The 23,828-nt window shown below is 65.5% G+C and carries 21 protein-coding genes, 1 tRNA gene and 2 pseudogenes; 19 read left to right on the top strand and 5 right to left on the bottom strand.

From position 1 onward, the window contains the following. Position 1 precedes the first annotated feature (1 nt). Positions 2–475 carry a sugar 3,4-ketoisomerase gene (locus A7D16_RS00115; RefSeq protein ID WP_064628668.1) on the bottom strand — a complete coding sequence of 158 codons (474 nt, stop codon included), beginning with the start codon at positions 473–475 and terminating at the stop codon, positions 2–4. Between the two features lie 304 nt (positions 476–779). Between A7D16_RS00115 and A7D16_RS00110 the strand changes: the two genes are divergently transcribed. The 14 genes from A7D16_RS00110 to A7D16_RS00045 all read left to right on the top strand — a co-directional run bounded on the left by A7D16_RS00110 (position 780) and on the right by A7D16_RS00045 (position 12,301). Beyond that, a complete protein-coding gene (locus A7D16_RS00110; RefSeq protein ID WP_181920577.1) occupies positions 780–1,391 on the top strand; it encodes a cytochrome b in 612 nt (203 codons plus the stop codon). A gap of 83 nt (positions 1,392–1,474) precedes the next feature. Continuing rightward, entirely contained in the window at positions 1,475–2,818 is a 1,344-nt protein-coding gene (locus tag A7D16_RS00105) for a hypothetical protein (protein ID WP_064628666.1), read from the top strand. Positions 2,819–2,844: 26 nt separating this feature from the next. Continuing rightward, positions 2,845–3,234, top strand: a complete 390-nt coding sequence (locus A7D16_RS00100; protein WP_064628664.1) for a c-type cytochrome — start codon at positions 2,845–2,847, stop codon at positions 3,232–3,234. A gap of 391 nt (positions 3,235–3,625) precedes the next feature. Next, positions 3,626–4,435 carry a TorF family putative porin gene (locus tag A7D16_RS00095; RefSeq protein ID WP_193395418.1) on the top strand — a complete coding sequence of 270 codons (810 nt, stop codon included), beginning with the start codon at positions 3,626–3,628 and terminating at the stop codon, positions 4,433–4,435. Positions 4,436–4,486: 51 nt separating this feature from the next. Continuing rightward, positions 4,487–5,080: a sigma-70 family RNA polymerase sigma factor gene (locus tag A7D16_RS00090; RefSeq protein ID WP_181920578.1), complete on the top strand. Its 594-nt coding sequence runs from the start codon at positions 4,487–4,489 to the stop codon at positions 5,078–5,080. Then, complete coding sequence (locus A7D16_RS00085; RefSeq protein ID WP_064628662.1) at positions 5,077–5,733, top strand: zf-HC2 domain-containing protein; 657 nt, start codon at positions 5,077–5,079, stop codon at positions 5,731–5,733. Before A7D16_RS00090 ends, A7D16_RS00085 begins: the two co-directional genes overlap by 4 nt. Further along, positions 5,730–7,055, top strand: coding sequence for a S8 family serine peptidase (locus A7D16_RS00080; protein WP_064628660.1), 1,326 nt, complete (start codon positions 5,730–5,732; stop codon positions 7,053–7,055). The genes A7D16_RS00085 and A7D16_RS00080 overlap by 4 nt, the downstream gene beginning before the upstream one ends. 10 nt (positions 7,056–7,065) lie before the next feature. Further along, the gene (gene ccmC, locus A7D16_RS00075; protein ID WP_064628658.1) at positions 7,066–7,824 is read left to right on the top strand and encodes a heme ABC transporter permease CcmC; all 759 of its coding nucleotides are present in this window, start codon (positions 7,066–7,068) and stop codon (positions 7,822–7,824) included. After that, positions 7,821–8,027, top strand: a complete 207-nt coding sequence (gene ccmD, locus A7D16_RS00070) for a heme exporter protein CcmD (protein WP_064628656.1) — start codon at positions 7,821–7,823, stop codon at positions 8,025–8,027. Before ccmC ends, ccmD begins: the two co-directional genes overlap by 4 nt. After that, entirely contained in the window at positions 8,024–8,494 is a 471-nt protein-coding gene (gene ccmE / locus A7D16_RS00065) for a cytochrome c maturation protein CcmE (RefSeq protein ID WP_064628654.1), read from the top strand. The genes ccmD and ccmE overlap by 4 nt, the downstream gene beginning before the upstream one ends. A 63-nt stretch (positions 8,495–8,557) precedes the next feature. Further along, positions 8,558–10,552, top strand: a complete 1,995-nt coding sequence (locus A7D16_RS00060) for a heme lyase CcmF/NrfE family subunit (RefSeq protein WP_064628652.1) — start codon at positions 8,558–8,560, stop codon at positions 10,550–10,552. Continuing rightward, on the top strand, positions 10,549–11,091 hold the full coding sequence (locus tag A7D16_RS00055; protein ID WP_064628650.1) for a DsbE family thiol:disulfide interchange protein: 543 nt from the start codon (positions 10,549–10,551) through the stop codon (positions 11,089–11,091). Before A7D16_RS00060 ends, A7D16_RS00055 begins: the two co-directional genes overlap by 4 nt. After that, positions 11,091–11,588, top strand: coding sequence for a cytochrome c-type biogenesis protein (locus A7D16_RS00050; RefSeq protein WP_064628648.1), 498 nt, complete (start codon positions 11,091–11,093; stop codon positions 11,586–11,588). Before A7D16_RS00055 ends, A7D16_RS00050 begins: the two co-directional genes overlap by 1 nt. After that, positions 11,588–12,301, top strand: a complete 714-nt coding sequence (locus A7D16_RS00045; protein WP_064628646.1) for a tetratricopeptide repeat protein — start codon at positions 11,588–11,590, stop codon at positions 12,299–12,301. The genes A7D16_RS00050 and A7D16_RS00045 overlap by 1 nt, the downstream gene beginning before the upstream one ends. Before the next feature lie 218 nt (positions 12,302–12,519). Here the strand turns inward: A7D16_RS00045 and A7D16_RS00040 are convergent, their stop codons facing one another. Together A7D16_RS00040 and A7D16_RS00035 are read right to left on the bottom strand one after the other, a co-directional pair. Next, on the bottom strand, positions 12,520–14,592 hold the full coding sequence (locus tag A7D16_RS00040; protein WP_064628644.1) for a PAS domain-containing protein: 2,073 nt from the start codon (positions 14,590–14,592) through the stop codon (positions 12,520–12,522). Then, positions 14,579–16,093 carry an ATPase domain-containing protein gene (locus tag A7D16_RS00035; RefSeq protein ID WP_064628642.1) on the bottom strand — a complete coding sequence of 505 codons (1,515 nt, stop codon included), beginning with the start codon at positions 16,091–16,093 and terminating at the stop codon, positions 14,579–14,581. Before A7D16_RS00035 ends, A7D16_RS00040 begins: the two co-directional genes overlap by 14 nt. Positions 16,094–16,362: 269 nt before the next feature. On the opposite strand from A7D16_RS00035, the gene A7D16_RS00030 reads away from it, so the two are divergent. Beyond that, a complete protein-coding gene (locus A7D16_RS00030; RefSeq protein WP_064628640.1) occupies positions 16,363–16,737 on the top strand; it encodes a response regulator in 375 nt (124 codons plus the stop codon). Positions 16,738–16,835: 98 nt separating this feature from the next. On the opposite strand, the gene A7D16_RS00025 is transcribed toward A7D16_RS00030, so the two are convergent. Next, positions 16,836–19,691, bottom strand: a complete 2,856-nt coding sequence (locus A7D16_RS00025) for a hybrid sensor histidine kinase/response regulator (protein ID WP_064628638.1) — start codon at positions 19,689–19,691, stop codon at positions 16,836–16,838. A 463-nt stretch (positions 19,692–20,154) separates the two neighbouring features. Here A7D16_RS00025 and A7D16_RS00020 point away from each other — a divergent pair, with 463 nt between their 5' ends. From A7D16_RS00020 to A7D16_RS00015, 3 genes and pseudogenes are all read left to right on the top strand, one after another. After that, the gene (locus A7D16_RS00020) at positions 20,155–20,619 is read left to right on the top strand and encodes a MarR family winged helix-turn-helix transcriptional regulator (protein ID WP_064628636.1); all 465 of its coding nucleotides are present in this window, start codon (positions 20,155–20,157) and stop codon (positions 20,617–20,619) included. 44 nt (positions 20,620–20,663) lie between these two features. Continuing rightward, positions 20,664–20,816: pseudogene (locus A7D16_RS22255) on the top strand (FAD-dependent monooxygenase); the annotation flags it as partial. 276 nt (positions 20,817–21,092) lie between these two features. Next, complete coding sequence (locus tag A7D16_RS00015; protein WP_064628634.1) at positions 21,093–23,204, top strand: methyl-accepting chemotaxis protein; 2,112 nt, start codon at positions 21,093–21,095, stop codon at positions 23,202–23,204. 104 nt (positions 23,205–23,308) lie between these two features. On the opposite strand, the gene A7D16_RS00010 is transcribed toward A7D16_RS00015, so the two are convergent. After that, positions 23,309–23,398: transfer RNA gene (locus tag A7D16_RS00010), tRNA-Ser, on the bottom strand. Positions 23,399–23,691: 293 nt separating this feature from the next. Here A7D16_RS00010 and A7D16_RS22250 point away from each other — a divergent pair. Continuing rightward, positions 23,692–23,828 (top strand): annotated as a pseudogene (locus A7D16_RS22250) (IS5/IS1182 family transposase); the annotation flags it as partial.

Genomic DNA, 23,828 nt, shown 5'->3' with positions numbered 1-23,828 from the left:
CTTACGATTGCACTCCAAGTAAAGGCTCGATATCGGGAATGAAACTCTTGCTTGCGCCCACAAGATTTTTCCCGCTACGCACTTCGCTCACGAACTGGTCGTAATCCAGGATGTAATCGCCCGGGTCGTAGAGTTGGTCGGCCAGCACCATCAGCACGCAGTCGGCGCTGAAGTGGTACAGATCGCGCCACACCATGCGACCGAGCAGCAGGCCTTGCGATGGGTCGTTCAGCACCACCTCGCTCGGGCTCTCGCCATTGCCCTCGTCCAGCAGAATCGTCACCGACCCGTGCAAGGCCACCGCAAATTGATTGAGCTGGCGGTGCGCGTGCTGGCCGCGATGCACGCCGTCGCGCGTGCCGAACAGGTAATACACGCGGCGGATCTCGAACGGGATATTGCGCTGCTGCTCCAATGAAACGAGCAGCCCGCGATCGTCACCGTGGGTGTGCAACTGGATGCGTTCGATGGCCATGATCGGAGGGGCGTAACCGCTGACTGCACGTAGTGCGACATGCCTGAGTGCGCCCGGTTGCGCGAAAGGTTGCGCGCGGTCACGGCGCTGCGAAGCGAGGTACGCGCAAGCGCAGTTGCGCGTATCGCAGCACCTCGCTGTGCGGCGCGCGCAAGCAAAACATCCACTGCGACGCAACCTTTTTCCGACATGGCCGCACATATCGGTGCACGTTCACCTGGCCGCCGTTCGGCCGGCGTGGGGAGCCAGGCCTGGCAGCGAACGCACTGCCGGAACCAACGACCACCACCGGAAGACAGATCAGATGAGTCCATCCCCCCAGGCGCCCGCCAGCGCTTCCGCCAACCGCGCAGGCCCGCTGCCGGAACCGGCGCCGGCCGCACGCGTGCTGCCCTTGCCCAGCTCGATGCGCGTGCTGCACTGGCTCACCGTGCTGTGCCTGACCATGGCCGCCACACTGATCCTGCTGCGCGCCGAACTGGATGGCCGCGCACTGCGTCAGTGGCTGCTGGAAGGGCACCGCCACTTCGGCCTGCTGGTGCTGGTGTTGTTCGCCTTGCGCATCGGTTTACGTCTGCGTCTACGCACACTGCCGCCCGGCCCGCCCGCGTCGCTGCCGATGCGTCTGGCCGCTGGCGCCACCCATGTGGCGATGTACGGGCTGATGCTGGCGTTGCCGTTGCTGGGCTGGTCGCTGAGCAGCGCCTTCGGCAAGACGGTCTATTTCTTCGGCATCCCGCTGCCCGCGCTGGTCGCCCCCGACGGCGACCTCGGCGACACCCTGGGCGTGTGGCACTTGAACGCCGCCTGGGCGCTGCTGGCGCTGGTGCTGTTGCATATCGGCGCCGCGCTCTGGCACCACCTGGTGTTGCGCGACGGTCTGCTGGGCCGCGTATTGCCTGGCAAGCGCGCATGAACCGCCGCACATCGCCTTCCGTGATCCATTTCCTCGCCCGTTCCCGCACCGCTGCCTCCCGCACCGTCGAACAAGGACTTTCCATGCCCGCTTTCCAGCCCGCCCCGCGTCGCACCGCCACGCGTACCGCTTCCCTGACGTCCTTGTTGTGCGTGTCCGGCCCGTTGCTGCTGCTGGCCAGCACGCAGGCACAGGCGATTCCCTCGTTCGCGCGCCAGACCGGCTCGTCCTGCGCGGACTGCCACATCGGTTCCTACGGTCCGTCGCTCACGCCGTACGGCATGCGCTTCAAGCTCGGCGGCTTCACCGACACCGATGGCAACGGCACCAAGATCCCGGTCTCCGGCCAGCTGACCTGGTCGCGCAACAACCCCAGCCGCGGCGACAGCACCGCGCGCCTGCGCCAGGCCGACCTGTACCTGGGCGGCCGCGTCAACGACAACATCGGCGGTTATTCGAAGATCCGCTCCACCAACAGCGGCAACGCCACCTTCGATACGCGCCTGGACGATGTGGATCTGCGCTTCGTCGGCAAGCCGTTCCAGCTGGGCGGCAAGGACACCATGATCGGCGTCAGCGTCAACAACAACCCGGGCATTTCCGACCCGGTGCACGTGTTGCCGAACGCATCCACACTGACGCCGGCCTCCAACGGCGGCGCCTCCACCATGCTCAGCTCATCGGCGTTGTCCAACCGCGTCATCGGCGCCAGCGTGTACGGGTTGTACGACAAGAACTGGTACGGCGAAGTGGGCAGCTACAGCGCGTTGTCGCCCTCTGCGCAGGATCGCCTCGGCTGGCCGGTCAATGGCGACCCGGGCAAGCTCAGCGACACCACCTACGCGCGTCTTGCCTACATGAAGGACATGAAGCGCCAGTTCTTCTCGGTGGGCCTGACCGCGCTCAACACGCGCCGCCAGCGTCCGCGCAACGGGCCCAGCGACGACCTCACCGATTTCGGCTACGACCTCACTTATCAGTTCCTCGGCACCCGCGAGCATGTGGCGTCGCTGGCGTACGTCAATATCTACGAGCGCCGCAAATACGGCAGCCCGCTGCTGTCGTCCGACCCGACCATGCCTGCGCTGGATCGCGGCAGCGTGCGCGATCAGACCTTCAGCGTGAACTACGCCTACAAGCAGAGCTACGGCGTGCTGGCCGCGCACATGATCAACACCGGCTCGTTCGATGCAGCGCGTTATTCGCCGGTGGGCATCCCCGACACCACCAGCAATCTGATCCTGCTGTACTGGACCCCGTTCGGCAAGGAAGGCACCTACACCACGATCGCCAACCTGCGCGTGTCGGCCGGCTGGTTCCGCTTCGACAAGTTCAACGGCAGCACCTCCAACGTGTTCCGCGGCCCGCCGATCACCAACCCGCGCGATCTCGACAGCTTCACCATGTCGGTCAACCTGACGTTCTGACCCCTCCCGCACCCGTACGGATTTCCATGAACTCACCCTACAAAACCGTGTTGTGCCTTCCGCTGGCCTGCCTGGTGCTGGCCGGCACGACCCTGCCCCCTCCGGCACGCGCCGCCGATGGCAAGAGCGTGTTCGCCAGCGAATGCGCCGAGTGCCACAGCGCAACCGCCGGCAAGAACAAGAAGGGCCCTTCGCTGTTTGGCATCGTCAACCGACCGGCCGGCAGCGTGGCCGACTTCAAGGGCTACACCGCAGATCTCAAGGCGAGCAAGCTCACCTGGACCACAGCCACCCTGCAGAACTTCCTCAAACAGGACTCCACAGTCACCCTGCCGAACACCAAGATGGAGTACGAGGGGCTCAAGGACAGCAAGGAACTCGACGCACTGATCGTCTACCTCAACAGCCTGCACTGAGGCGGCCGGCAGGCCGCCACAAAGCGACCAGACAAGCACGGGCGCCGCGCTTGGCCCTGCCCCGGTCATGCAGGCGCAATGCTCCGGGCAGAACGTATCTGTTGCTGCACTGTGACCTTGCATAGGGCACCTGCTTCAAGCCCGGTACAGTCAGCCGGCCGCACTCTCCGCGGCCGGCAGCTGGGTACCCGCGCAGCTGCACGCTTCCGCATTGCCCGAGCCGAAACCTTCGCGTATACGGACGGAACCGCCGCAGCCGCGGCGGTCTCACCCAGCGTCATGGGTCACTATCGGCGCCCGTTGAATGTCCACGTCCCACGCCATTGCCGACCGTTGCCCTTACCAAGCCGTTCCCATCACACGCGCGCCGCTGCGTCGGTGGCGGGCAGCCGTGGGCGCACTGATGGACACCGGCGCGCACCACCACGTTGAGCTGCTATGCAGCGCGCCGCACCAGCGGCCTTGCGGTCGGCACCTGCAGCCGCAGTTGCAACGGCGGCACCGCCAGCTGGCCCGGGCGCTGTTGCTGGCAATGGCAACCGGCGCCTGCGGCGGCGCGCTGGCCGCCAACGTGGGCGGTGCGGTCGCCGTCACCTCCTCGCTGATCGACCGCGGCATCTCGATCGCGCCCAACAAGCTCACCCTGCAGGCCGCCGGTTACTGGCTGCCGGCGCCGGGTTGGTCGGTCTCCAGCTCGGTGGCGCTGCAGTCGCCGTCGCTGAGCGACCCGGTGGCGGTCACTGCCCAGGCCGGGCGCGCCTGGATGCTGGACGACCGCTGGCAGATGCAGGCCAGCCTGCTCTACTACGGCTACCCGACCAACCGCTCCACCCGCACCTTCGACCGCCAGGAAGCCAGCCTGGCCTGGTCCTACCGCGACGTTCTGACCTTTTCGCTGTCGGCCTTCAACTTCCCGCGTGCGGACCAGTCGCCGTGGAACATGGCCTTCGACGTCACCGCCAACATCCCGCTGGGTAACGATATCGCGCTGTCACTGGGAGCCGGCACCTCGCGTTTTCCGGCCATGGCCTACGGTGCGCCGCGCTCCGGCCGCTATCGGTACGGTCAATTGGGACTGAAGTGGAGCCGCGCCGGATGGACGCTGAAAGGCGAGCGCATCTTCACCAGCAGCAATACCCCGCGCATGCAGGGCGGCCCAGGCGAAACCCCGTGGCTGGGCACGGTCTCCCGGACTTTCTGATCCACCCGCAACCTTTTGCCCGCTTGCGCGCACTGACGTGAGTTACCAGCCATGCCTGCCTTGATGAATGACACCGACACCCTGGGCGATGCCACCGACCGCATGCTGTTGCGCCGCATGGCCGCGGGCGACCGTGACGCGCTGGCGAGCATGTATCACAGCTACCACGGCCGGCTGTGCCGGTTCCTGTCGCGGCTGACCCGCCGCCCGGACATCATCGAAGAAGCCATCAACGATTGCTTCTGGATCGCCTGGCAGAAAGCTGGCGACTTCCGCGGCGATTCGCAGGTGTCCACCTGGATCATGGGCATCGCCTACCGCTGCGGGCTCAAATGCCTGCGCCAGCACGACGGCGAGGCCATCGACGACACCGCCGTGGTGGAAGACCACGCCCCCAGCGCCGACGACAACGACGACCGCGAGCTGCGCGACTGGCTGGACAAGGGCATGGAGCGGCTGTCGCCGGACCAGCGGCTGGTGATCGAACTGGTCTACGGCGTCGGCCACAAGCTCGAAGAAGTGGCTGAAATCATGCAGTGCCCGGTCGGCACCATCAAAGCCCGGCTGTTCCACGCCCGGGTCAAATTACGCAACGTGCTGCCCGGCCTGGCCGGCGGCGCCCCTTACACGGAGACCATGCAATGAAGACGTTTTTCATCGCGCCTGGCAAGGAATGCTCGCACGCCTGGGAATTGATGCCGGCGGTGCTGCTGGACAGCGCCACCGAAGAAGAGAACACCTGGCTGATCGCGCACGTGGCCAAGTGCGCCTCGTGCAGCGCCGAATTCGCCCAGCAGAACCGCCTGCGCCAGGCATTGGCGCTGCCGTCTGCGGTCGCGCCGGACCCGAACGCCGGGCTGCAACGCCTGCTTGGCCGTCTGGATGCGCCGGAGCAGCAGGTCCCGCCCGCGCGCTTGCCGGCCGCCCGCCGCTCCGGCAGCTGGACGGTGCGTGCGCTGGCCGCCGCGGCGCTGGTGCAAGCCATCGGCCTGGGCGTCATGGGCGTCAAGCTGGCCTCGCCCGCCCCCTCGCACGACTACCGCACGCTCAGCAGCGCAACCGCGTTGCCGGTGCCGCAGGGCGCCATCCGCGTGGTGCCGGACGCCCACATGACCGTGGCCGATTGGGACCGCTTGCTGCATGCGCAGCAGCTGCAGGTGGTTGGCGGCCCGAACGAAATGGGCGCCTACACCGTGGTGCCCGCCGCACCGCAGCCGCCGGCCCAGCCGCAACAGACCGTGCAGCAACTCCGCGCCAACCCGGGTATCCGGCTGGCAGAGATCGTCTCGGCGCCATGAATCGTCTGTTCGCCATCGGGTTGCTCGTCGCACTGGCCGGCCTGGGCACGCACGCCAGCACGCAGGCGGCCGCCCCCCTCCAGGAACCGGCCGGCAAGGTGGCCGGCACCGTTCCCGCGCCGGCCAATGCACAGACGCCCGACAGCAGCCGCGACATCCTGCTGGCGGTGGCCAACCCGCTCACCGCGCCGCCGGCCCGCGCCGGCTCCAGCCTGATCGGCTACGCCTCCAGCTACTACGGCGCCGGCCAGAAAGCTGCCGCGCGCATGGACAGCATCAAGCAACGCTACAAACTGCGCGAAGTCTCGGCCTGGCCGATCACCTCGCTGGGCCTGTATTGCGCCGTGCTGCAGCCGCCGGCTGGCGTATCGCGCGACGAGCTGGTCAGCGCGCTGGCCGACGACGAGGGCGTGGAGCTGGTACAGCCGGTGCAGGATTTTTCGGTGTTCTCCGCCGATGCCGCAGAAAAGACCACGTCGCTGTCCGGCTACAACGACCCCTATGTGGACATGCAACGCGGCTTCATCGACACCGATGCGGCCAGCGCGCAGACCGTGACCCAGGGCCGCGGCGTGGTGGTCGCGGTGGTCGATACCGGCGTGGACACCAACCACCCCGATCTGAAGGCGCGCATCCGCGACGTGCACGATCTGGTCGACGACAAACAGGCCATGACCAGCACCGATTCGCACGGCACCGAAGTGGCCGGCATCATTGCCGCCGGCAGCAACAATCACCAAGGCATCGTCGGCATGGCACCCAAGGCCATGTTGAGTATCTACAAGGCCTGCTGGTATGCGCCGACGGTCGGCGCCACGGCGCGCTGCAACACATTCACCCTGGCCAAGGCACTGGCGGCGATCAACAACAGCTCCGCGCGCGTGATCAACCTGAGCCTGGGCGGCCCGGCCGACCCGCTGCTGAGCAAGATGCTGCAACGGCTGGTGCAACAGGGCCGCATCGTGGTGGCGGCACTGCCACCGAACGGGCGCCTGGACGGCTTTCCCAATGACGTGCCCGGGGTGCTGGTGGTCCGCAGCAGCAGCGCATCGCCGGCCATGGCGGGCGTGCTGAGCGCGCCCGGCAAGGACATCCTCACCACCCAGCCAAACGGCCGTTACGACTTCACTTCCGGCTCGTCGATGGCCACCGCGCATGTCAGCGGCATGGCTGCATTGTTGTTGTCGCTGCAACCATCGATGGATGCCGCGGCGTTGCGCGAGCTCATGCAGCGCACCAGCAAACTCTCCGACGGCAAGTTGCAGGTCAACGCCGGCGCCGCGGTGCAGGCGCTGGCGCCTCCCGCCAAACATTCCAACTGACGGCACCGGCATGGCCAAGTGGATTCCCCTGTGGCTGCATAAACTCAGCTCGCCGCCCATCTTTTATCGCGTCGCCGGCGTTGCGCGCCCATGGGCGCTGGGGCTGGCCTTGCTGCTCGGCTTGGTCGCCGCGTACGGCGGGCTGGTGCTGGCGCCGCCGGATTATCAGCAGCACGATGCCTACCGCATCATCTTCATCCACGTGCCCAGCGCCTGGATGAGTCTTTTCATCTACGCGGCGATGGGCGTTTCTGCGTTCATTGCGCTGGTGTGGCGGATCAAGCTGGCCGAAGTGGTCACCATGGCCTCGGCGCCGATCGGTGCGGCGTTCACCTTCATCACCTTGTGCACCGGCGCGCTGTGGGGCAAGCCGATGTGGGGCACCTGGTGGACCTGGGATGCGCGGCTCACCTCAGAGTTGCTGCTGCTGTTTCTGTATCTGGGCGTGCTTGGCCTGTATTACGCAGTGGAAGACCGCCGCCAGGCGATGCGCGCGGCCGGCTTACTGGCGCTGGTGGGCCTGGTGAATCTGCCGGTCGTGCATTACTCGGTGGTGTGGTGGAACACGCTGCATCAGGGCTCCACCGTGCGCCTGCTCGGCCCCTCCAAGATGGGCGCCGACATGCTGTGGCCGCTGCTGACCATGATGCTGGCGACCAAGTGCTATTACCTGGCCAGCCTGCTCGGCCGCGTGCGTGTGGACCTGCTCGCACTGGAAAGCGGCAAGGACTGGGCACGCCGCATCGTATTGACGGAGCGCACCGCATGAGCAGTTTTCTGGCGATGGGCGGTTACGGCCAGTACGTATGGACCGCGTATGCGTTGTTCGTGCTGGTGCTGCTCGCAGATCTTGCAGCGCCTTGGTTACGGCGGCGGCGCCTGCCGCGCGAACTGCGCGGCCAGTTGCAGCGGCAGGCACCGCGTCGCGCACGCGACCAACCGGCACCGGCACTGGAGCGGGACGCGCCATGAACGCCACCCGCAAACAACGCCTGTGGCTGGTGATCGGCGTCATCGCCGCCGCTGCGCTGGCCGTCACCCTCATCGTGTTCGCGCTGCAACGGAACATGAGCTACCTGTTCACCCCCAGCCAGGTGCATGCCGGAGAAGCCGCGGGCTATCAGCAGTTTCGCCTTGGCGGCATGGTCAAGGCCGGCTCGATCCAGCGCGCGGCCGATTCGCTGAAAGTCAGCTTCACCGTCATCGATAAACACGCCGCCACCCAGGTGGAGTACACCGGCATTCTTCCGGACCTGTTCCGCGACAACCAGTCGGTGATCGCCAACGGGCGCATGCAGGGCGGGCGCTTTGTCGCCAACGAAGTGCTGGCCAAGCACGACGAAACCTACATGCCCAAAGAGCTGAAGGACGCGATGGCCGAAGGCCATGTCGGAAAGCCCATCCCCGCCACCGCCGTGCCGCTGGCCGCGCCGCGTTGATGCGCTGCCGGTTGGCGCCAAGCACTTCGATGATTCTTCTTCGTTACACCCTGCGACCCGCCCATGACGCCTGAACTCGGCCAGATCGCATTGATCCTGGCGTTACTGCTGTCGCTTGCCCAGGGCGCGTTGCCGTTGATCGGTGCGTGGCGCGGCAACGCTGCATTGATGGGCATCGCGCGGCCTGCGGCCGTGGGCCAAGCCGTGTTCGTGTGGATGGCGTTCGGCCTGCTGGCGTGGTCGTTGCTGTCGCTGGATTTTTCGGTGGGCTATGTCGCCGCCAATGCCAACATCGCCCTGCCCTGGTATTACCGCTTCGCCGCCGTGTGGGGCGCGCACGAAGGCTCGCTGCTGTTGTGGATCGCCATCCTGTCCACCTGGACGGTGTTGCTGGCCGCCTTCAGCCGGCATCTGCCGCAGCATTTCGCCGCGCGCGTGCTGGCGGTGCTGGGGCTGATCTCGGTGGGCTTTCTGGCCTTCATCCTGCTGACCTCCAACCCATTCGGGCGGCTGTCGCCGATTCCGCTGGATGGCAACGAACTCAATCCGGTGCTGCAGGACCCGGGCATGACCTTCCACCCGCCGGTGCTGTACACCGGTTATGTCGGTTTCTCGGTGGCCTTCGCGTTTGCGGTGGCGGCCTTGCTGGGCGGCGAGCTGGAACAGGCCTGGGTGCGCTGGGCGCGGCCGTGGACCAATGTGGCGTGGGCCTGCCTCACCGCCGGCATCGTCGCCGGCAGCTGGTGGGCATATGCGGAGCTGGGCTGGGGCGGCTGGTGGTTCTGGGACCCGGTGGAAAATGCCAGCTTCATGCCGTGGCTGGTCGGCACCGCGCTGATCCACACCCAGGCCGTGACCGAAAAACGCGGCAGCCTGCGCGCCTGGACCATCCTGCTGTCGATCCTGGCATTTTCGCTGTCGTTGCTGGGTACCTTCCTGGTGCGCTCGGGCGTGCTGACCTCGGTGCATGCCTTCGCCGCCGACCCGCGCCGCGGCCTGTATATCCTGATCTTTCTGGTTGCGGTGGTCGGCGGCTCGTTGCTGTTGTACGCACTGCGCGCGCCCAGGATCGCCAGCGGCAAACCGTTCGCGGCCGCCTCGCGCGAAACCGGCATTCTCATCGGCAACCTGCTGCTCACCGTGGCGGCAGCAATGGTGTTGCTGGGCACCTTGTTCCCGCTGATCGCCGACGCATTCGGCCTGGGCAAGGTGTCGGTCGGCCCGCCCTACTTCGGCTTGCTGTTCCCGTTGTTGATGTTGCCGGTGGTGCTGGTGCTGCCGTTCGGCCCGTACCTGCGCTGGGGCAAGGCCGAGGCCGCGCCATTGAAGGCGCTCGGCACCCGCGCCGGTATCGCGGCGATTGCCTGCGCGCTGGTCGGCAGCCTGTTTGCCGACGGCCAGGCCAAGGCGATCGCAGGCATTGGCGTGGCTGCCTGGGTGGCTGCCGGTACCGCGCTTTACGTGTACAAGCGCTGGCATGAGATGCCGCGCGGCCGACGCTTTCCCGCGGAGATGGCCGGCATGTTGATTGCGCATGCGGGCGTGGCTGTATTCGTTGCCGGCGTCCTGGTGTCGGAAAGCCTGTCGGTCGAACGCGACGTGCGGCTGGCACCTGGGCAAACCGCCGAGATCGCCGGCTACAGCTTCCGCTTCGACGGCGTGCAACTGGTCGACGGGCCGAACTGGAAGGCCGAACAAGGCAGCGTGCAGGTCAGCCACGATGGGCAGGTGGTCGCGCAACTGCATCCGCAAAAACGCCTGTACAGCAGCGAACGGATCCAGACCGAATCGGCGATCGATCCGGGCATCACCCGCGATCTGTACGTCGCACTCGGCGAACCGCTGGACGATCAACACATCGAATACGACTGGACGCTGCGGCTGTACTACAAACCGTTTATCCGCTGGATCTGGGCCGGCGGCCTGCTGATGATGCTGGGCGGCTTTGTCAGCGCCTGCGCGCGGCGCTTTCGTGCACCGATCAGCGCGGCCAAGGCGGCCACCTCACCGGCGCACGCGGCCATCGCCATCGCCATCGCACAGGAATCGCACCCGTGAATCGCATGCTGCCCTTGCTGGGCTTCCTGTTGCTGGCGGCGCTGTTCGGCTTCGGCATCGTGTGGACGATGCAGCACAACCCACGCGAGGTGCCTTCCCCATTGATCGGCAAACCGGCACCGGCGTTCTCGTTGCCACGGCTGGATCAACCCGACCAACGCGTCAGCGGTGACCAGCTGTTGGGCAAGCCTTACGTGCTCAATGTGTTCGGCAGCTGGTGCGCCGAATGCGTGCATGAACACCCGGTGTTGATGGCGCAGGCCAGCCGGCTCGGCGTGCCGTTGATCGGCTACAACTACAAAGATGCTCCCGCGGACGCCACCGCCTGGCTCGCGCGGCTCGGCAACCCGTATGCCGTGGTGATCGCCGATGAAGCCGGCCAGACCGCCATCGACTTCGGTGTCTACGGCGCACCGGAGACGTTCCTGATCGATGCGCAGGGCGTGATCCGCTACAAGCACATCGGCGTGTTGACTCCCGATGTCATCAACGATGAGTTGCTGCCCGCCATCGCCGCACTGCCCAAGGCCGCGCCATGATGGCGTCGGCTCGCCGCGCACTGCAGGTGCATTGGCGCTGGCACTGGCGCACGCAAGGCCGGCAATTACGCCTGCTGCTGATACTGCTGCTTGGCGTGCTGCTGGCGCCCTCGCTGGCGGCACAGGCCGTGGACCCGCTGCCGTTCAAGAACCGCAGCGAGGAAGCGCGCTATCAGCGCCTGACCGCGCAGCTGCGATGCCTGGTGTGCCAGAACGAGAACCTGGCCGACTCCAACGCCAGCCTTGCGCGCGATCTGCGCCATCAGGTGTTCGTGCAGATCCAGGCAGGCAGGAGCGATGCGCAGATCAAGCAGTACATGGTCGAGCGTTATTCGGATTTCGTGTTGTACGACCCGCCGGTCAAGCGCGGCACCTGGCTGCTGTGGTTCGGGCCTGTGCTGCTGTTGATTGCCGGTGCAGGCGTGGTGATCCACACCGTGCGCAAACGTGCGCGCGCCGGCACGCCGGTGGCGCCGCAGGCTGAGGAAGAGTGGTGATGACGGGCTTTTATTTCGCAAGCGCGGCGCTGGTAGCGCTGGCGGTGCTGCTGTTGCTGGTGCCGCTGCTGCGCCGCCCTGCACGCAATGGCAATGCACGCTATACGTTGCCGATTCTGCTGGTGCTCGGCTTGCCGATCGCCACGGCGGGCCTGTATCGCCTGGTCGGTACGCCTGATGCGATCGCACGACATGTCTACGCTGCGGAGAAGCCCACCGCGCAAACGTCAGCCGCGCCCACTGCTTCCACTGCAGATGCCGAGCGAACGCAGACCGCCAGCGCTGCCGACGCGGCGCAGGAACAGGCGCTGGAATCGTGGATGCAGCAAGCCAAGACGCACGAGCAGAACAACCGCCCCGCCGACGCACGCGCGGCCTACGCGCAAGCGCTCAAGATCGCACCCGACATCAGCGCTGCCATCGTCGGCTGGGTGGCGGCAGATATGGCCACGCACAGCGATTTCGCCATCGATGCCGCATCGCGCGCACGCCTGCAGCAGGTGATCGCACGCGAGCCGGACAACCAGCGCGGCCTGTGGCTGCTCGGCATCAGCGATTTTCAACAGCAGGACTTTGCCGCCGCCACCGCACATTGGCGCCATCTGCACAGCCTGCTGGAGACAGGCTCGCCGATGCAGAAAGCGGTGGCAGACAAGATTGCGGTGGCCGAATCGATGGCTGGCGCGCGGCAGTCCGAGCGCGGGGCGCGCTGAAGCAAGCGGCTGTGGCCTGATTGGTTGAGTGCGGGCGCGATGCATATGCGCCTGGACAGCGGGTGCAGCAGGCGAGTCGCCGGCCAGGCGGATAGACCCGGCACTCAGCGCAACCGCTCCATTGCACTCACAGAGTTCGATCAAACGCCAAGCATGTTGCCGCGCGGCTGCCTGCCAAGCGCTTCATCGCGCCCTTCGCCTGCGCGCCAGCTGCCAATTTATGCGGACGGCCCCAGTACCTCTTGCAGCTTTCCGCTGAACTCGCCCAGCGTGAAGGGCTTGGCGATCATGCTCATGCCTTCGGCGAGAAATTCGCCACGATCGCGCGCGGTTTCCGCGTAGCCGGTCATGAAGATCACCGGCAGGTCGCGCCGCGACTGCCGTGCGATTTCGGCCAGCTGGCGTCCGTTGAGGCCCGGCAGGCCGACGTCGGTGACCAGCAGGTCGATCCGTCGTGGCGAGGCCAGGATCGGCAGCGCCGCATCCGCATCGGCCACGACGTCGGCCTGGTAACCCAGCTCGCTGAGCAGTTCGGTCACCAGCAAGCGCACCTGTTCGTCGTCTTCCACCACCAGCACCTGCTGGCCTTGCCCGGCCAGTACCTCACCGTTCTGCGGCAGCGGTACTGCGCTTTGCACGTCGACGCCGGCAGGCAGATACAGGCTCACCGTGGTGCCCGCACCCGGCTGCGATTCCACCCACACCTGGCCATTGGACTGCTGCATGAAACCGTAGATCATCGACATGCCCAGGCCGGTGCCCTGGCCGATCGGCTTGGTGGTGTAAAACGGCTCGAACACGCGTTCCAGCACATCCGCCGCCATGCCGGTGCCGGTGTCGGCCACCGACACCACCGCATAGTTGCCCGGCGCCAGGCTGACGCCACGGCCAAGTTCCAGTGGCTGATCCTGCACCTGCAGATGCCGCGTTGCGATACGCAACTGGCCGCCGTCGGGCATCGCGTCGCGTGCGTTGATGGCCAGATTGAGCAACGCGCTTTCCAGCTGGTTTTCGTCGACGTAGGCTTGCGGCAACTGCGCATGCAGGTCGGTCTGCAAACGCACCGACTCGCCCAGCGTACGCGCCAGCAATTCCTGCAACGACACCACCAGATCGTTCAGGTGCAGATGCCGCGCTTCCAGCGATTGCCGGCGCGAAAACGCCAGCAGGCGCTGGGTGAGCGCGGCTGCGCGCAACGCCGACGCCGAGGCCACATCCAGAAAGCGGCCCAGCCCTTCGGTGCGGCCCTGGTCGATGCGTAGTCGCGCCAGATCCAGCGCAGACAAAATGCCGGTCAGCATATTGTTGAAATCGTGTGCGATGCCGCCGGTGAGCTGGCCCACCGCTTCCATCTTCTGCGCCTGGCGCAGCGCCGCTTCGCTGGATTCGCGCGCCAGCATCTGCTGCTGCAGCTCGGCAGTACGCTCGACCACCTTGGCTTCCAGCACGCTGGCCTGCTGCTGGATGGATTCCAGCGCCTGCGTGCGCGTGGTCACATCGGTGGCGAACACATGGAAGCCGTCCACCTGGCCGTCCGCATCGAAGCGCGGCATGTAACGGATCTCCGCATCGCGGCGGCGCCCATCGGCGTGCGGCCAGCTGGTCTCGATGGTCAAGGTCTGCCCGGCCAACGCGGCCTCGATCCAGGCGCGGCGCTCTTCCAGCACCGCCGGCCCCATCACATCCACCAACGGCCGCCCGATCACATCGGCAGGCGGCACCCCGATCCAGTCTTCGTAGGAGCGATTGGCAAAGCGGTACACCAGGTTCTTGTCGATGAAGGCAATCAGCACCGGCAAGGCATCGGTCACGCGGCGCAGTTCGGCCTCGCTCTGTGCCAGGGCGGCGCGGCCTTGGGCCAGCTGCGCCAGCTGGTCGCGGATCACGAACTGCTTCTGCCGCGAGCGCAACGCGGTGGAAATGGCGCTCAGCAACGACGCCGAGCTCAGCGGCCGCTCCAATTCGATGACGTTGGTCATTTCCGCCGGCAGATGGGCGTGCCGCTGATTGTGCGAACCCCGCGGCGTGCGCAATAGTACGAACGGAATATCCGACCACGCCTGCTGGCCCTGCAGGATCTGCGACAGCGCGTGCAGGTCGCCGCCGACTGCTTCTTCGGTCAGTACCACCACACCGGACGCATCGTGCAGATCTCCCGCCAGCGCGTCCAGCGCCGTATAGACCCGGCGCGTCAGCCCGCGTTCGCCGACGATGCCGGCAATGCTTTCCGCATCGCGACCAAACGGCGCGATGATGTGGACGATGGAACCGTCCGGCTCACAGGTAGTCAAGGGGACGATCCAGCAACGGTTCTTCGTCTCCAACGAACTGCGGCGTACCGGTCAACACGCCGTGGAATTTTTCCAGCGGCTCGCTCAGGTGAATACCACCCCCGCTGATGCGCAATTCGCGAATCGCATCTTCATGCGCGCCACTGCGGTTCTTGATCACCGACAGCGCCTTGCGGATGCGCCCTTTCGCCTCGAAAAAGCGGAACAGGATAACGGTGTCGGCCATGTAGGAAATATTGAGATTCCCCGTCGACATGGTCCCGACCAGCCCGTGCTGCGGGTTGATCAGAAATGTGGTCACACCGCTCTGGTTGAGATACGACAACAACTCGTGCATCTGCAGCATCAACTGCTTTTCCTGCGGCATCGACGCCAGGTAACCGTTAAGGCTGTCGATCACCAGGATGCGGCAGTTGCGCTCTTCCACGCTGGCACGCACCGCCCACGCGAACTCGCCTGGCGTGAGCTCGGCCGGGTCCATCTGGTGCAATTCCAGCAACCCTGAATCCAGGTACTTGCGCAGATCCATCCCCAGGCTTTCGGCGCGCTTCAACAACGTGCCGGTGCGCTCGTCGAACTCCAGGATGCAGCAATGCTCGCCACGCTCGCAGGCGGCAGCGACAAACTGCAACGCAAAATTGGTCTTGCCCGAGCCGGCAGGCCCGGTCAGCAAGGTGCTGGTGCCGCGCAACGGGCCACCGTGCAACAACGCATCGATGCGCGCAACGCCGCTGGGCACCGGCTCGCCGACGAAGGCCACATGGTGGTCGGAGGCGATCAGGCGCGGATAGATGCGCATGCCGCCGGTGGTAATGGTCAAATCGTGGTAACCGGCGATGAAGTTCACACCACGCAACTTCTGCACCTGCATGCGTCGGCGCGCCGCGCCGAAATCCAGCGTCATGCGTTCCAGCGAGATGACGCCGTGACACAGGCTGTGCAGATGCGCATCGCGCTCGCCGTTCTCGCCGGTGAGATCGTCCACCAGGAACACCGTGATGTTGCGCGGGGCAAAATACTGCTTGAGTGCGAGCACCTGGCGCCGGTAGCGCAGCGAGTCCTGCGCCAGCAGACGCAACTCGGACAGCGAATCGAACACCACCCGCGTCGGCTTGATCCGGTCCACTTCGGCCTGGATGAGCTTGATGGTGCCGTCCAGCTCCATTTCCCAGGGATGCAGGATGGACTGCTGCCGTCCGTCGCCCAGAAAAGCTTCTGCAGATGCCAGTTCGAAGACGTGCAGCGCAGCCAGCGACCAGTTGTGCGAGGCAGCCACCTCGTTGAGCTCGTCGATGGTCTCCGACAAGGTCACGTACAGGCAACTCTCGCCCTTGGCCGCTCCGTCCATCAGGAACTGCAGCGCCACGGTCGTCTTGCCGGAGCCAGGCTGGCCTTCCAGCAGGTACAGACGGTTCGGCGGCAGCCCCCCGCGCAGGATGGTGTCGAGCCCGGTGCTGCCAGTAGTGATGCGGTTTGCGATCGTCGGCGTCACGTTCTTCATAGACCTGAATTTATCACGCGCACGTGATTGGTCCGTTGGTGCGACTGAACTGATCAGCTTGCTTCGGTTGAGCTAGCGCAGGCATCACACACGAGTTGTGCGCAAATCACCACGATTGCTGCCGTATTTTTTCGGAAACGCATCGGCACGTGAAAGTGGCTTGAACGGTGCGACGCACCGTGGTGCGCCATCCCACGTTCCCGTCACGCAGCCTCGCCTACCGTGCATCTGGAAGCACATCGCAGCGGTGCGATTGCTCGAGGACCGCAGTGACCCACGCACTCTTGAATGCCCGCATCCTCTTGGTCGAAGACGACGACGCAATTCGCGAACTGGCAGCAGATATCCTCGGCGATGAGGGCTACCAGGTCGTTGTGTCCGCCGACGCCGAACAGGCGCTGACGCAACTCAACAAGGCATGTCCGTTTGACTTACTGCTGTCCGACATCTGCCTGCCCGGCATGAACGGGCGCGACCTTGCCGATAAGGCACGCGTTATCTGCCCCGCGCTCCCCATCGTGTTCATGACTGGCTATGCGGGCGAGATCGCCAAGCGCGCCGACTTTCTGGATACCGGCATGCGCCTGCTGACCAAACCGTTTTCACTGCGCGACCTGCTGGGCATCGTAGAAACCGCGCTGTAGCCACCCGCCACTGCAAGTGCGCGCGATGTGGCTCTTGTGGAGCGATGTCCGAACGACAGACCTGGATGCAGCTGCCGGCAGCGACCGCTTCGCCGTCGTTACTGCGCGCCTCGCTCCAGCAATTGCACCACACGCCGTTCCAGCTCGATCGCCTGGAATGGTTTGGTCAGCACCTCCATCCCCTCGTCGAGCTGCCCGGCACCCACCGCGGCGCTGGCGGCGTAGCCGGTCACGAACAGCACCGGCAGCGCCGGACGCAATTGCCGCCCCGCATCGGCAACCTGGCGGCCGTTGAGGCTGCCGGTCAGGCCGACGTCGGTCACCAGCACATCGATAGGCTCTTGCGAGCGCAAGCGCTCCACCGCCGCACTGCCTTCGGCGGTTTCGATCACGCGGTAGCCGGCTTCGGTGAGTACTTCGGACATCAGTACGCGAATGGCGGTTTCGTCTTCCACGAGCAAGACGGTGCAACTGTGCGCGCCGCTGCGCTGCAGCGGCTGGTCGGCGGGCGCTACGTCGTCCTGCGCCAGCACGCCGCTGAAACGCGGCAAATACAAGACCATGGTGGTGCCCACGCCCACTTCCGAATCGATGCGCACGTGGCCGCCGGATTGACGGGTAAACCCGTAGATCATCGACAGGCCCAAGCCGGTGCCCTGGCCAATGGGCTTGGTGGTGAAAAATGGTTCGAACACCTTCGACATTACCTCGGCGCTCATGCCGGTGCCGGTGTCCTGCACGCTCAGGCACACATAATCGCCGGCCGGCAGCTCCAGTTGCTGGGCCGCAACAGCGTCCAGCGAGCGGTTGTGCAGGCTGATGGTAAGTTCGCCGCCGTCAGGCATGGCATCGCGGGCATTGATGCACAGGTTGAGCAGCGCGTTTTCCAGCTGCGGCGCGTCCACCAGCACCTTCCACTGCTCGGCAGCCGGGCGCAATTGCAAGGCAATCGACGGCCCCAGCGTCCGCGCGATGATGTCGTGCATGCCGCGCACCAACGCTTCCACATCCAGCGCGGTCGGTGCCAGCGTCTGCCGACGCGAAAACGCCAGCAGACGCTGGGTCAATGCGGTGGCGCGCGCCGCGCTGGTCTGCGCCATCTCCACATAGCGTGCCAGGCGGTCGTACTTGCCCTGTTCGATCCGCGTCTGCAACAGTTCCAGGCCGACACTGATGGCGGTGAGCAGGTTGTTGAAATCGTGCGCCAGCCCGCCGGTCAGCTGCCCTACCGCTTCCATCTTCTGGCTTTGACGCAGTTTCTCTTCGGCCAGCAGCAACGCGGCGCTGCGTTCGCGCACGCGCTCTTCCAGCGTTTCGGTGAGTTGGCGCAGCTGTTCTTCGGCCACGCGCTTGTCGGTGATGTCGGCAGCGGTGCCGAACCACTCGGCAATCTGCTCGCGCTCGTCCAGCAGCGGAATCGCCCGCATCAACGTCCAGCCCACGTGCTGGTCGGCGCCAAGCACGCGGTATTCCAGGTCCAGCCCTGACTTGTCGGCGATCGCACGCGCGATGGCCTCCGCCAGCCGTGCGCGGTCGTCCGGGTGCACCATCGCCTGCCAGTCGGGCATGGCCGACAGCGCATCGCTCAACACGCCGTCGCCCACCAACTGGCGTAGTTCGCGCCAGTCGGCGCTGGCGGAAAAGATCGATTGCGACGACGCGCGCACCAGCGCATCCAGGCGTCGCTCGCTCTTGCGCAAGGCCTCGCTGGCCAACCGCTCGGCGGTACGGTCGCGCAGCACCTTGACGAAGCCGATCGCTGCGCCGGTTTCTTCGCGCAACACCATCAATGAGCCGTTGGCCCAGAACAACTCACCGGATTTGCGCACGTGCCAGCGCTCGTCCATGCCGCTGCCGCTTTCCAGCGCAGCGGCGGCCTCAATGAGGATCTGCCGCCTTTGCACATCTTCCGGGGTGAAGGTGCGCTCCAGCGATTGCCCGAGCATCTCGGCTTCGTTCCAGCCCAGGATGCGGCGCGCGCCCTCATTCCACGAAGTCACCCGCCCGTGCATGTCGGTGGCGATGATGGCGTAGTCCATCACGCTGTCCAGGATCTGCCGGTTGCGCACTTCGGCCTCGCGCACCGCGCGCTCCAGGCTGATGCGGTCGGTGATGTCCAGGCCCTGCACGAAGATGCCGGAGATGGTGCCATCGGCACCGGCGATGGGCTGATAGACCAGGTCCAGCAGGCGCCGTTCGCTCGGCCCGCCCGGCACTGCCTGCACGTTGTAGGGCAGCGCAGTGGCCGAGAACGCGCGCCCGGAGCGGAACACCTCGTCCAGCCGACGCAGATCGCCCTGTTCCACCACCTCCGGCAGCGCCTCGGCCAGCGGCCGCCCGATCACATCGCGGTGGCCGATCAGCCGCGAGTAACACGGGTTGGCGAACTCGACCCGGTGCTGCGGCCCGCTCAGGAACGCCATGAACATCGGTGCCTGCTCGAACAGGCGGATCAGACGCTCGTGCTCGTCGGCCAGGCGCGCCTGCGCCAGTTTGCGTGCGGTGACCTCGTTGGTGACGCAGAACGCGCCGCCCACCTGGCCATCGTCCAGATAGATCGGCGAAAACGAGAACGTCCACCAGGTCTGCTCCGGCATGCCGTAACGGTTCATGCCGATCGGTACTTCTTCGAAGCGCGAGGCCTGCCCCGCAAACGCCGCCTCGATCGGCCCGCGCACCGCGTCCCAGGCATCGGCCCACAACTGGCGCAGCGGCGCGCCCAGCGCCTGCGCCTGGCGCGGCCCCAGGATCGGCGTGTAGGCATCGTTGTAAAAAAAGGTCAGTGCCTCGCCCCAGACCACGTACATGCTCTCGGGCGAGGCAAGCATCAGGTCCACCGCGTTGCGTAGCGGCGATGGCCACTGCGCGGTGGGGCCCAACGGCGTGGATGCCCAGTCGTAGCTGCGCAGCGCCTGCGCCATCACGCTGCCACCGTGCGGAAACGCTGTGCTCATACCACCCACGCCCGCAACGCACGGCGGCAGTTGCCACGGCGCCCGCGGCGCAGGCCGGCAGCGCGGTCTGCGGCGAAGTTAGCATTCACGCATCGGTGCATCGTTTCCAACCGTTGAAGGGACCAGGTAGCCGACGTGTGCATCGCTTGTTGGCCAGGCCGAGCGCACACGCGGCCGCCCATCATCTGGCCTATGGCAGGTGGCGTCCAGCCACGTGGGGTACTACGACTGAATCGGGCAGCTTCCGCTGCCACGTTTGTGCCATGCCAGACAGCGTGCGCTGCGGTGACGACGGCTTGGCGGCCATCGGCCCCGCACAGTCTATAAGCCGCGCATTGCGGACCAATGCCGGCAGGCAGCCAAGACGCCAGGGCCAACGCACGCGATTGGCGTGGCCCACCGCCAGACTCTGCAGGACACGTAAAATCGCCCGATGGCCCCAGGGCACCGCACGGTCACACAGATGCTCGATCAAGATGAACTCATCCATCCGCAAGCCGCAGTGGCGCCGGGTTACCTGGCCAACCACGCCGCGCGGGCGTTCAACCGGCTGGTCGATGCCGAACTGCGCCCGCACGGCGTTTCGCTGGCCCTGATCGGCCCGATCATGCTGCTGTCGTGGAAAGGCCCGATGCTGCAGCGCGATCTGGTCGTCGCTTCGGCGGTGAAGCAGCCGGCAATGGTGGCGCTGCTCGACAAGCTGGAAGGCCTGAAGCTCATCAAGCGCACCCCCACCCCCCAGGACCGCCGCGCTGCGCTGGTGACGCTCACCGCACGCGGGCGCAAGATCGCCGACGTCGGCGGCCGCGCATTGCTGGGCATGAATGCAGTGGCGCTGGAAGGTTTTTCTGCCGACGAGGTGCAGCAGACCGTCGCGCTGATGCAGCGGCTGATCGTCAACATGGAGCGCCACGGCCAGGACGTTTAATATCACTTCTGATATTTTTTCTCCTGGGTGACAGACAGGACTGGATCGGCCCGCGCCTGATGAATCCGCACAGCCGGCTCGGCATCCATCTGTTGCATGGCGCGCTCAAACTGGCCAGCCAACCCAGCGTGCAGAACATCGCAACGAAGTGGATGACGCCGGCGATCAAGGCGCCGGATCTGTCGCGCTATCGGTAGGCGCGCCGGAGCATGCAGGCGTGAGACCTGCGTGGCAGTGGTGCAGGCAACGCCACTCGGAAACTTCGAGGTGCGACACGCTAGCCCCACCAGCACCTGAACCAGCAGGCGCTGCCGCTTCAGTTCCAATGGTTGCGGTCGTTAACGATCAGGTCGAGATACCATCGAAGCGGCGGCAGTTGCGCTGGTTTCAGCGGTATCCCAGGCGCACTCGCCTCCCTGCAGTTGCCGGGACTTCCCCGCTCTTCCGCTCGTCGGATCATCGATCAAACCCCTATGCATTTCTTCTCGAATTTGCGCATTGGACAGCGCCTGGCCCTCGGCTTTCTGGCGATTATCGTCCTGATGGTGATCCTCACCGTGGTCGGTATCCAGCGCGTCCGCAGCATCGACCAGCAGCTCACCGCCATCAACGAAGTCAACAGCGTCAAGCAGCGCTACGCGATCAACTTCCGCGGCAGCGTCCACGACCGCGCGATCGCCCTGCGCGACGTCGTGCTGATGGACGACCCCGCAGACCGCCACGCCGCCGAACAATCGATCGACAAGCTTGCCGCCGATTACGCACGCTCGGCGCAACCGCTCGACGACATGATCGCAAGCTCGACCGATACGAAAGAGCAAGAGATCCTTCGGCAGATCAAGGCCATCGAGCAGCGCACCCTGCCGCTGATCGCGCAGGTTCGCGGGTTCCGCGATGCCGCCGACAAACCGCATGCCGAACAGGGCCTGCTGCAGGAAGCGCGCCCGGCTTTCATCGCCTGGCTGGCCAGCATCAATGCCTTCATCGATCTGCAGGAAGCCAAGAACCGCGCCGCTGCCAAGCAGGCCGTCGCCAACGCGCGCGGCTTCGCCATGCTGATGGTGATTTCCACCGTCATCGCCCTGCTGCTGGGCGCGGCCATCGCATTCCTGCTCACGCGCAGCGTGGTGCTGCCGTTGCGCCAGTCGCTGCGCTTGGCCGAACGCATCAACGACGGCGACCTGCGTAGCCAGGACATCCCGACCAGCAGCGACGAATCCGGGCAATTGCTGCACGCCATGCAGCATATGCAGCGGCGCCTGCAGGAAGTCATTTCCGCGCAGCGCACCATGGCCGCGCGCCACGACGCCGGCGAAATCAGCTACCGCACCGACGCGCAGCGTTTTCCCGGCGAATATGGCGACATGGTGCAGGACACCAACGCCCTGGTGCACGCCCATGTACAAACCCAGCTGCGCATGACCGAGGTCATGGGCAACTACGCGGTTGGCAACCTCGCCCAGGACATCGAACAGTATGCCGGCGAAAAAGCCGCCATCACCACCACCATGCAGCAGGTCAAGCGCAACCTGCAGGCCATCAACGCACAGATCCAGCAACTCACCCAGGCCGCGTGCGCAGGCAACTTCGCGTTACGCGGCCAGCCGGAAAAGTTCGAGCACGACTTCCGCCTGATGGTGGAAAACCTCAACACCATGATGGCCACCTCCGACACCAACCTGGCCAAGTTTTCCGAGCTGCTGCGCTCGATCGCCGATGGCGACCTGACCGTGCGCATGTCCGGCAACTTCCACGGCGTGTTCGCCTCCATGCGCGACGATGCCAACAGCACCGTGCACCGCCTCACCGACATCATCAGCCATATCCAGACCACGTCCAACAGCATTGGTTTCGCGGCCGAAGACATCGCCAGCGGCAATCAGGAACAGGCACGCCGCAGCGAACAACAGGCCGCCAACCTGGAAGAAACCGCCGCCTCGATGGAAGAGCTCACCTCCACCGTCAAGCAGAATGCCGAACACGCCACCCGCGCCAACCAACTCGCACGCGGTGCTGCCGCCATCGCCTCGGAAGGCCGCGACGTGGTTGGCCAGGTGATCGAACAGATGTCCGGCATCGAAGCCTCTTCCAGGCGCATCGCCGACATCATCTCGGTCATCGACGGCATCGCCTTCCAGACCAATATTCTCGCGTTGAACGCGGCCGTCGAAGCCGCACGCGCCGGCGAACAAGGCCGAGGCTTCGCCGTCGTCGCCTCCGAAGTGCGCACCCTCTCGCACCGCTCCTCGGATGCAGCAAAAGAAATCAAGCGGCTCATCGACGACTCCGTACAACGCGTCGCCGACGGCTCCACGCTCGTACACAAGGCCGGCACCACCATGGGCGAGGTCGTCACCAGCGTCCAGCACGTCACCGACATCATGGGCCACATCTCCGCCGCCTCGCAGGAACAAGCCGGCGGCATCGAACAGGTCAACCACACAATCGCCCAGATGGACGAAACCACGCAGCAGAACGTGCGTTTGGTGGAGGCGGCAAGCACTGCTGCGCGTGCGCTGGAGGAGCACTCCACGCAACTCACCCACGCAGTGGAAGTCTTCAAGGTCAACGCAACGGTGCTGTGAGCGATGGCCGATTGCGTGATCGGCCACTTACGTGCCGGCTTAGCACGGCGAGACCGGTTGGAGAGTTCCGCCGGCCAGGCTTAAAGCCAGAGAAAAAAAACTGATGGCGGAGAGAGTGGGATTCGAACCCACGGAAGGTTTGACCCTTCGCCGGTTTTCAAGACCGGTGCCTTAAACCGCTCGGCCATCTCTCCGATGCTGCTGCGCGTGACCGCCGAAGGCATCGGTTGTCACGCTGGCGACCCGCATTGCGCGGGTGGCCCTGAGGGTGGTCGCGCGAACATCTTGTACGGATCCACCATTCCCAGGATCACTCCCGGGCAGGCATTCTCGCATGCCCGGAGGCGTTTTGCTCGGTGACATCACTCGCTTTTGGCTGGCGCAGCGGCCTGCCCCGCCACGCGTGGCCGGCTACTACACGTCGTGGTCGGCGGGACACATCTAAGAACCTGTTCACGATCTTCGCAGATCAGTGCAGACTATGCGGATGCGCCAAAAGACCTATCCGAGTGACATGAGCCGGGAGCAGTTCGCACACGTGCTGCCGATCCTGGAACAAGCGCGCAAGCGCACCAAGCCACGCCGTGTGGATTTATATGAGGTGTGGTGCGCAGTGTTGTACGT

The sequence above is a fragment of the Xanthomonas nasturtii genome, from assembly GCF_001660815.1.
GTDB classification, from domain to species: domain Bacteria; phylum Pseudomonadota; class Gammaproteobacteria; order Xanthomonadales; family Xanthomonadaceae; genus Xanthomonas; species Xanthomonas nasturtii.
The sequence above is the reverse complement of the archived record's forward strand: the minus strand, read 5'-3'. Positions and strand labels throughout refer to the sequence as shown.

Bases quoted from the DNA above. Each gene is read 5' to 3' on its own strand.
- A7D16_RS00105 (WP_064628666.1), top strand. From the start codon at position 1,475: ATGCCCGCTTTCCAGCCCGCCCCGCGTCGCACCGCCACGCGTACCGCT.
- A7D16_RS00085 (WP_064628662.1), top strand. From the start codon at position 5,077: ATGAAGACGTTTTTCATCGCGCCTGGCAAGGAATGCTCGCACGCCTGG.
- A7D16_RS00015 (WP_064628634.1), top strand. From the start codon at position 21,093: ATGCATTTCTTCTCGAATTTGCGCATTGGACAGCGCCTGGCCCTCGGC.
- A7D16_RS00020 (WP_064628636.1), top strand. From the start codon at position 20,155: ATGCTCGATCAAGATGAACTCATCCATCCGCAAGCCGCAGTGGCGCCG.
- A7D16_RS00035 (WP_064628642.1), bottom strand. From the start codon at position 16,093: ATGAAGAACGTGACGCCGACGATCGCAAACCGCATCACTACTGGCAGC.
- A7D16_RS00050 (WP_064628648.1), top strand. From the start codon at position 11,091: ATGGCGTCGGCTCGCCGCGCACTGCAGGTGCATTGGCGCTGGCACTGG.
- A7D16_RS00045 (WP_064628646.1), top strand. From the start codon at position 11,588: ATGACGGGCTTTTATTTCGCAAGCGCGGCGCTGGTAGCGCTGGCGGTG.
- ccmE (WP_064628654.1), top strand. From the start codon at position 8,024: ATGAACGCCACCCGCAAACAACGCCTGTGGCTGGTGATCGGCGTCATC.
- ccmD (WP_064628656.1), top strand. From the start codon at position 7,821: ATGAGCAGTTTTCTGGCGATGGGCGGTTACGGCCAGTACGTATGGACC.
- ccmC (WP_064628658.1), top strand. From the start codon at position 7,066: ATGGCCAAGTGGATTCCCCTGTGGCTGCATAAACTCAGCTCGCCGCCC.
- A7D16_RS00025 (WP_064628638.1), bottom strand. From the start codon at position 19,691: ATGAGCACAGCGTTTCCGCACGGTGGCAGCGTGATGGCGCAGGCGCTG.
- A7D16_RS00110 (WP_181920577.1), top strand. From the start codon at position 780: ATGAGTCCATCCCCCCAGGCGCCCGCCAGCGCTTCCGCCAACCGCGCA.
- A7D16_RS00100 (WP_064628664.1), top strand. From the start codon at position 2,845: ATGAACTCACCCTACAAAACCGTGTTGTGCCTTCCGCTGGCCTGCCTG.
- A7D16_RS00080 (WP_064628660.1), top strand. From the start codon at position 5,730: ATGAATCGTCTGTTCGCCATCGGGTTGCTCGTCGCACTGGCCGGCCTG.
- A7D16_RS00090 (WP_181920578.1), top strand. From the start codon at position 4,487: ATGCCTGCCTTGATGAATGACACCGACACCCTGGGCGATGCCACCGAC.
- A7D16_RS00115 (WP_064628668.1), bottom strand. From the start codon at position 475: ATGGCCATCGAACGCATCCAGTTGCACACCCACGGTGACGATCGCGGG.
- A7D16_RS00060 (WP_064628652.1), top strand. From the start codon at position 8,558: ATGACGCCTGAACTCGGCCAGATCGCATTGATCCTGGCGTTACTGCTG.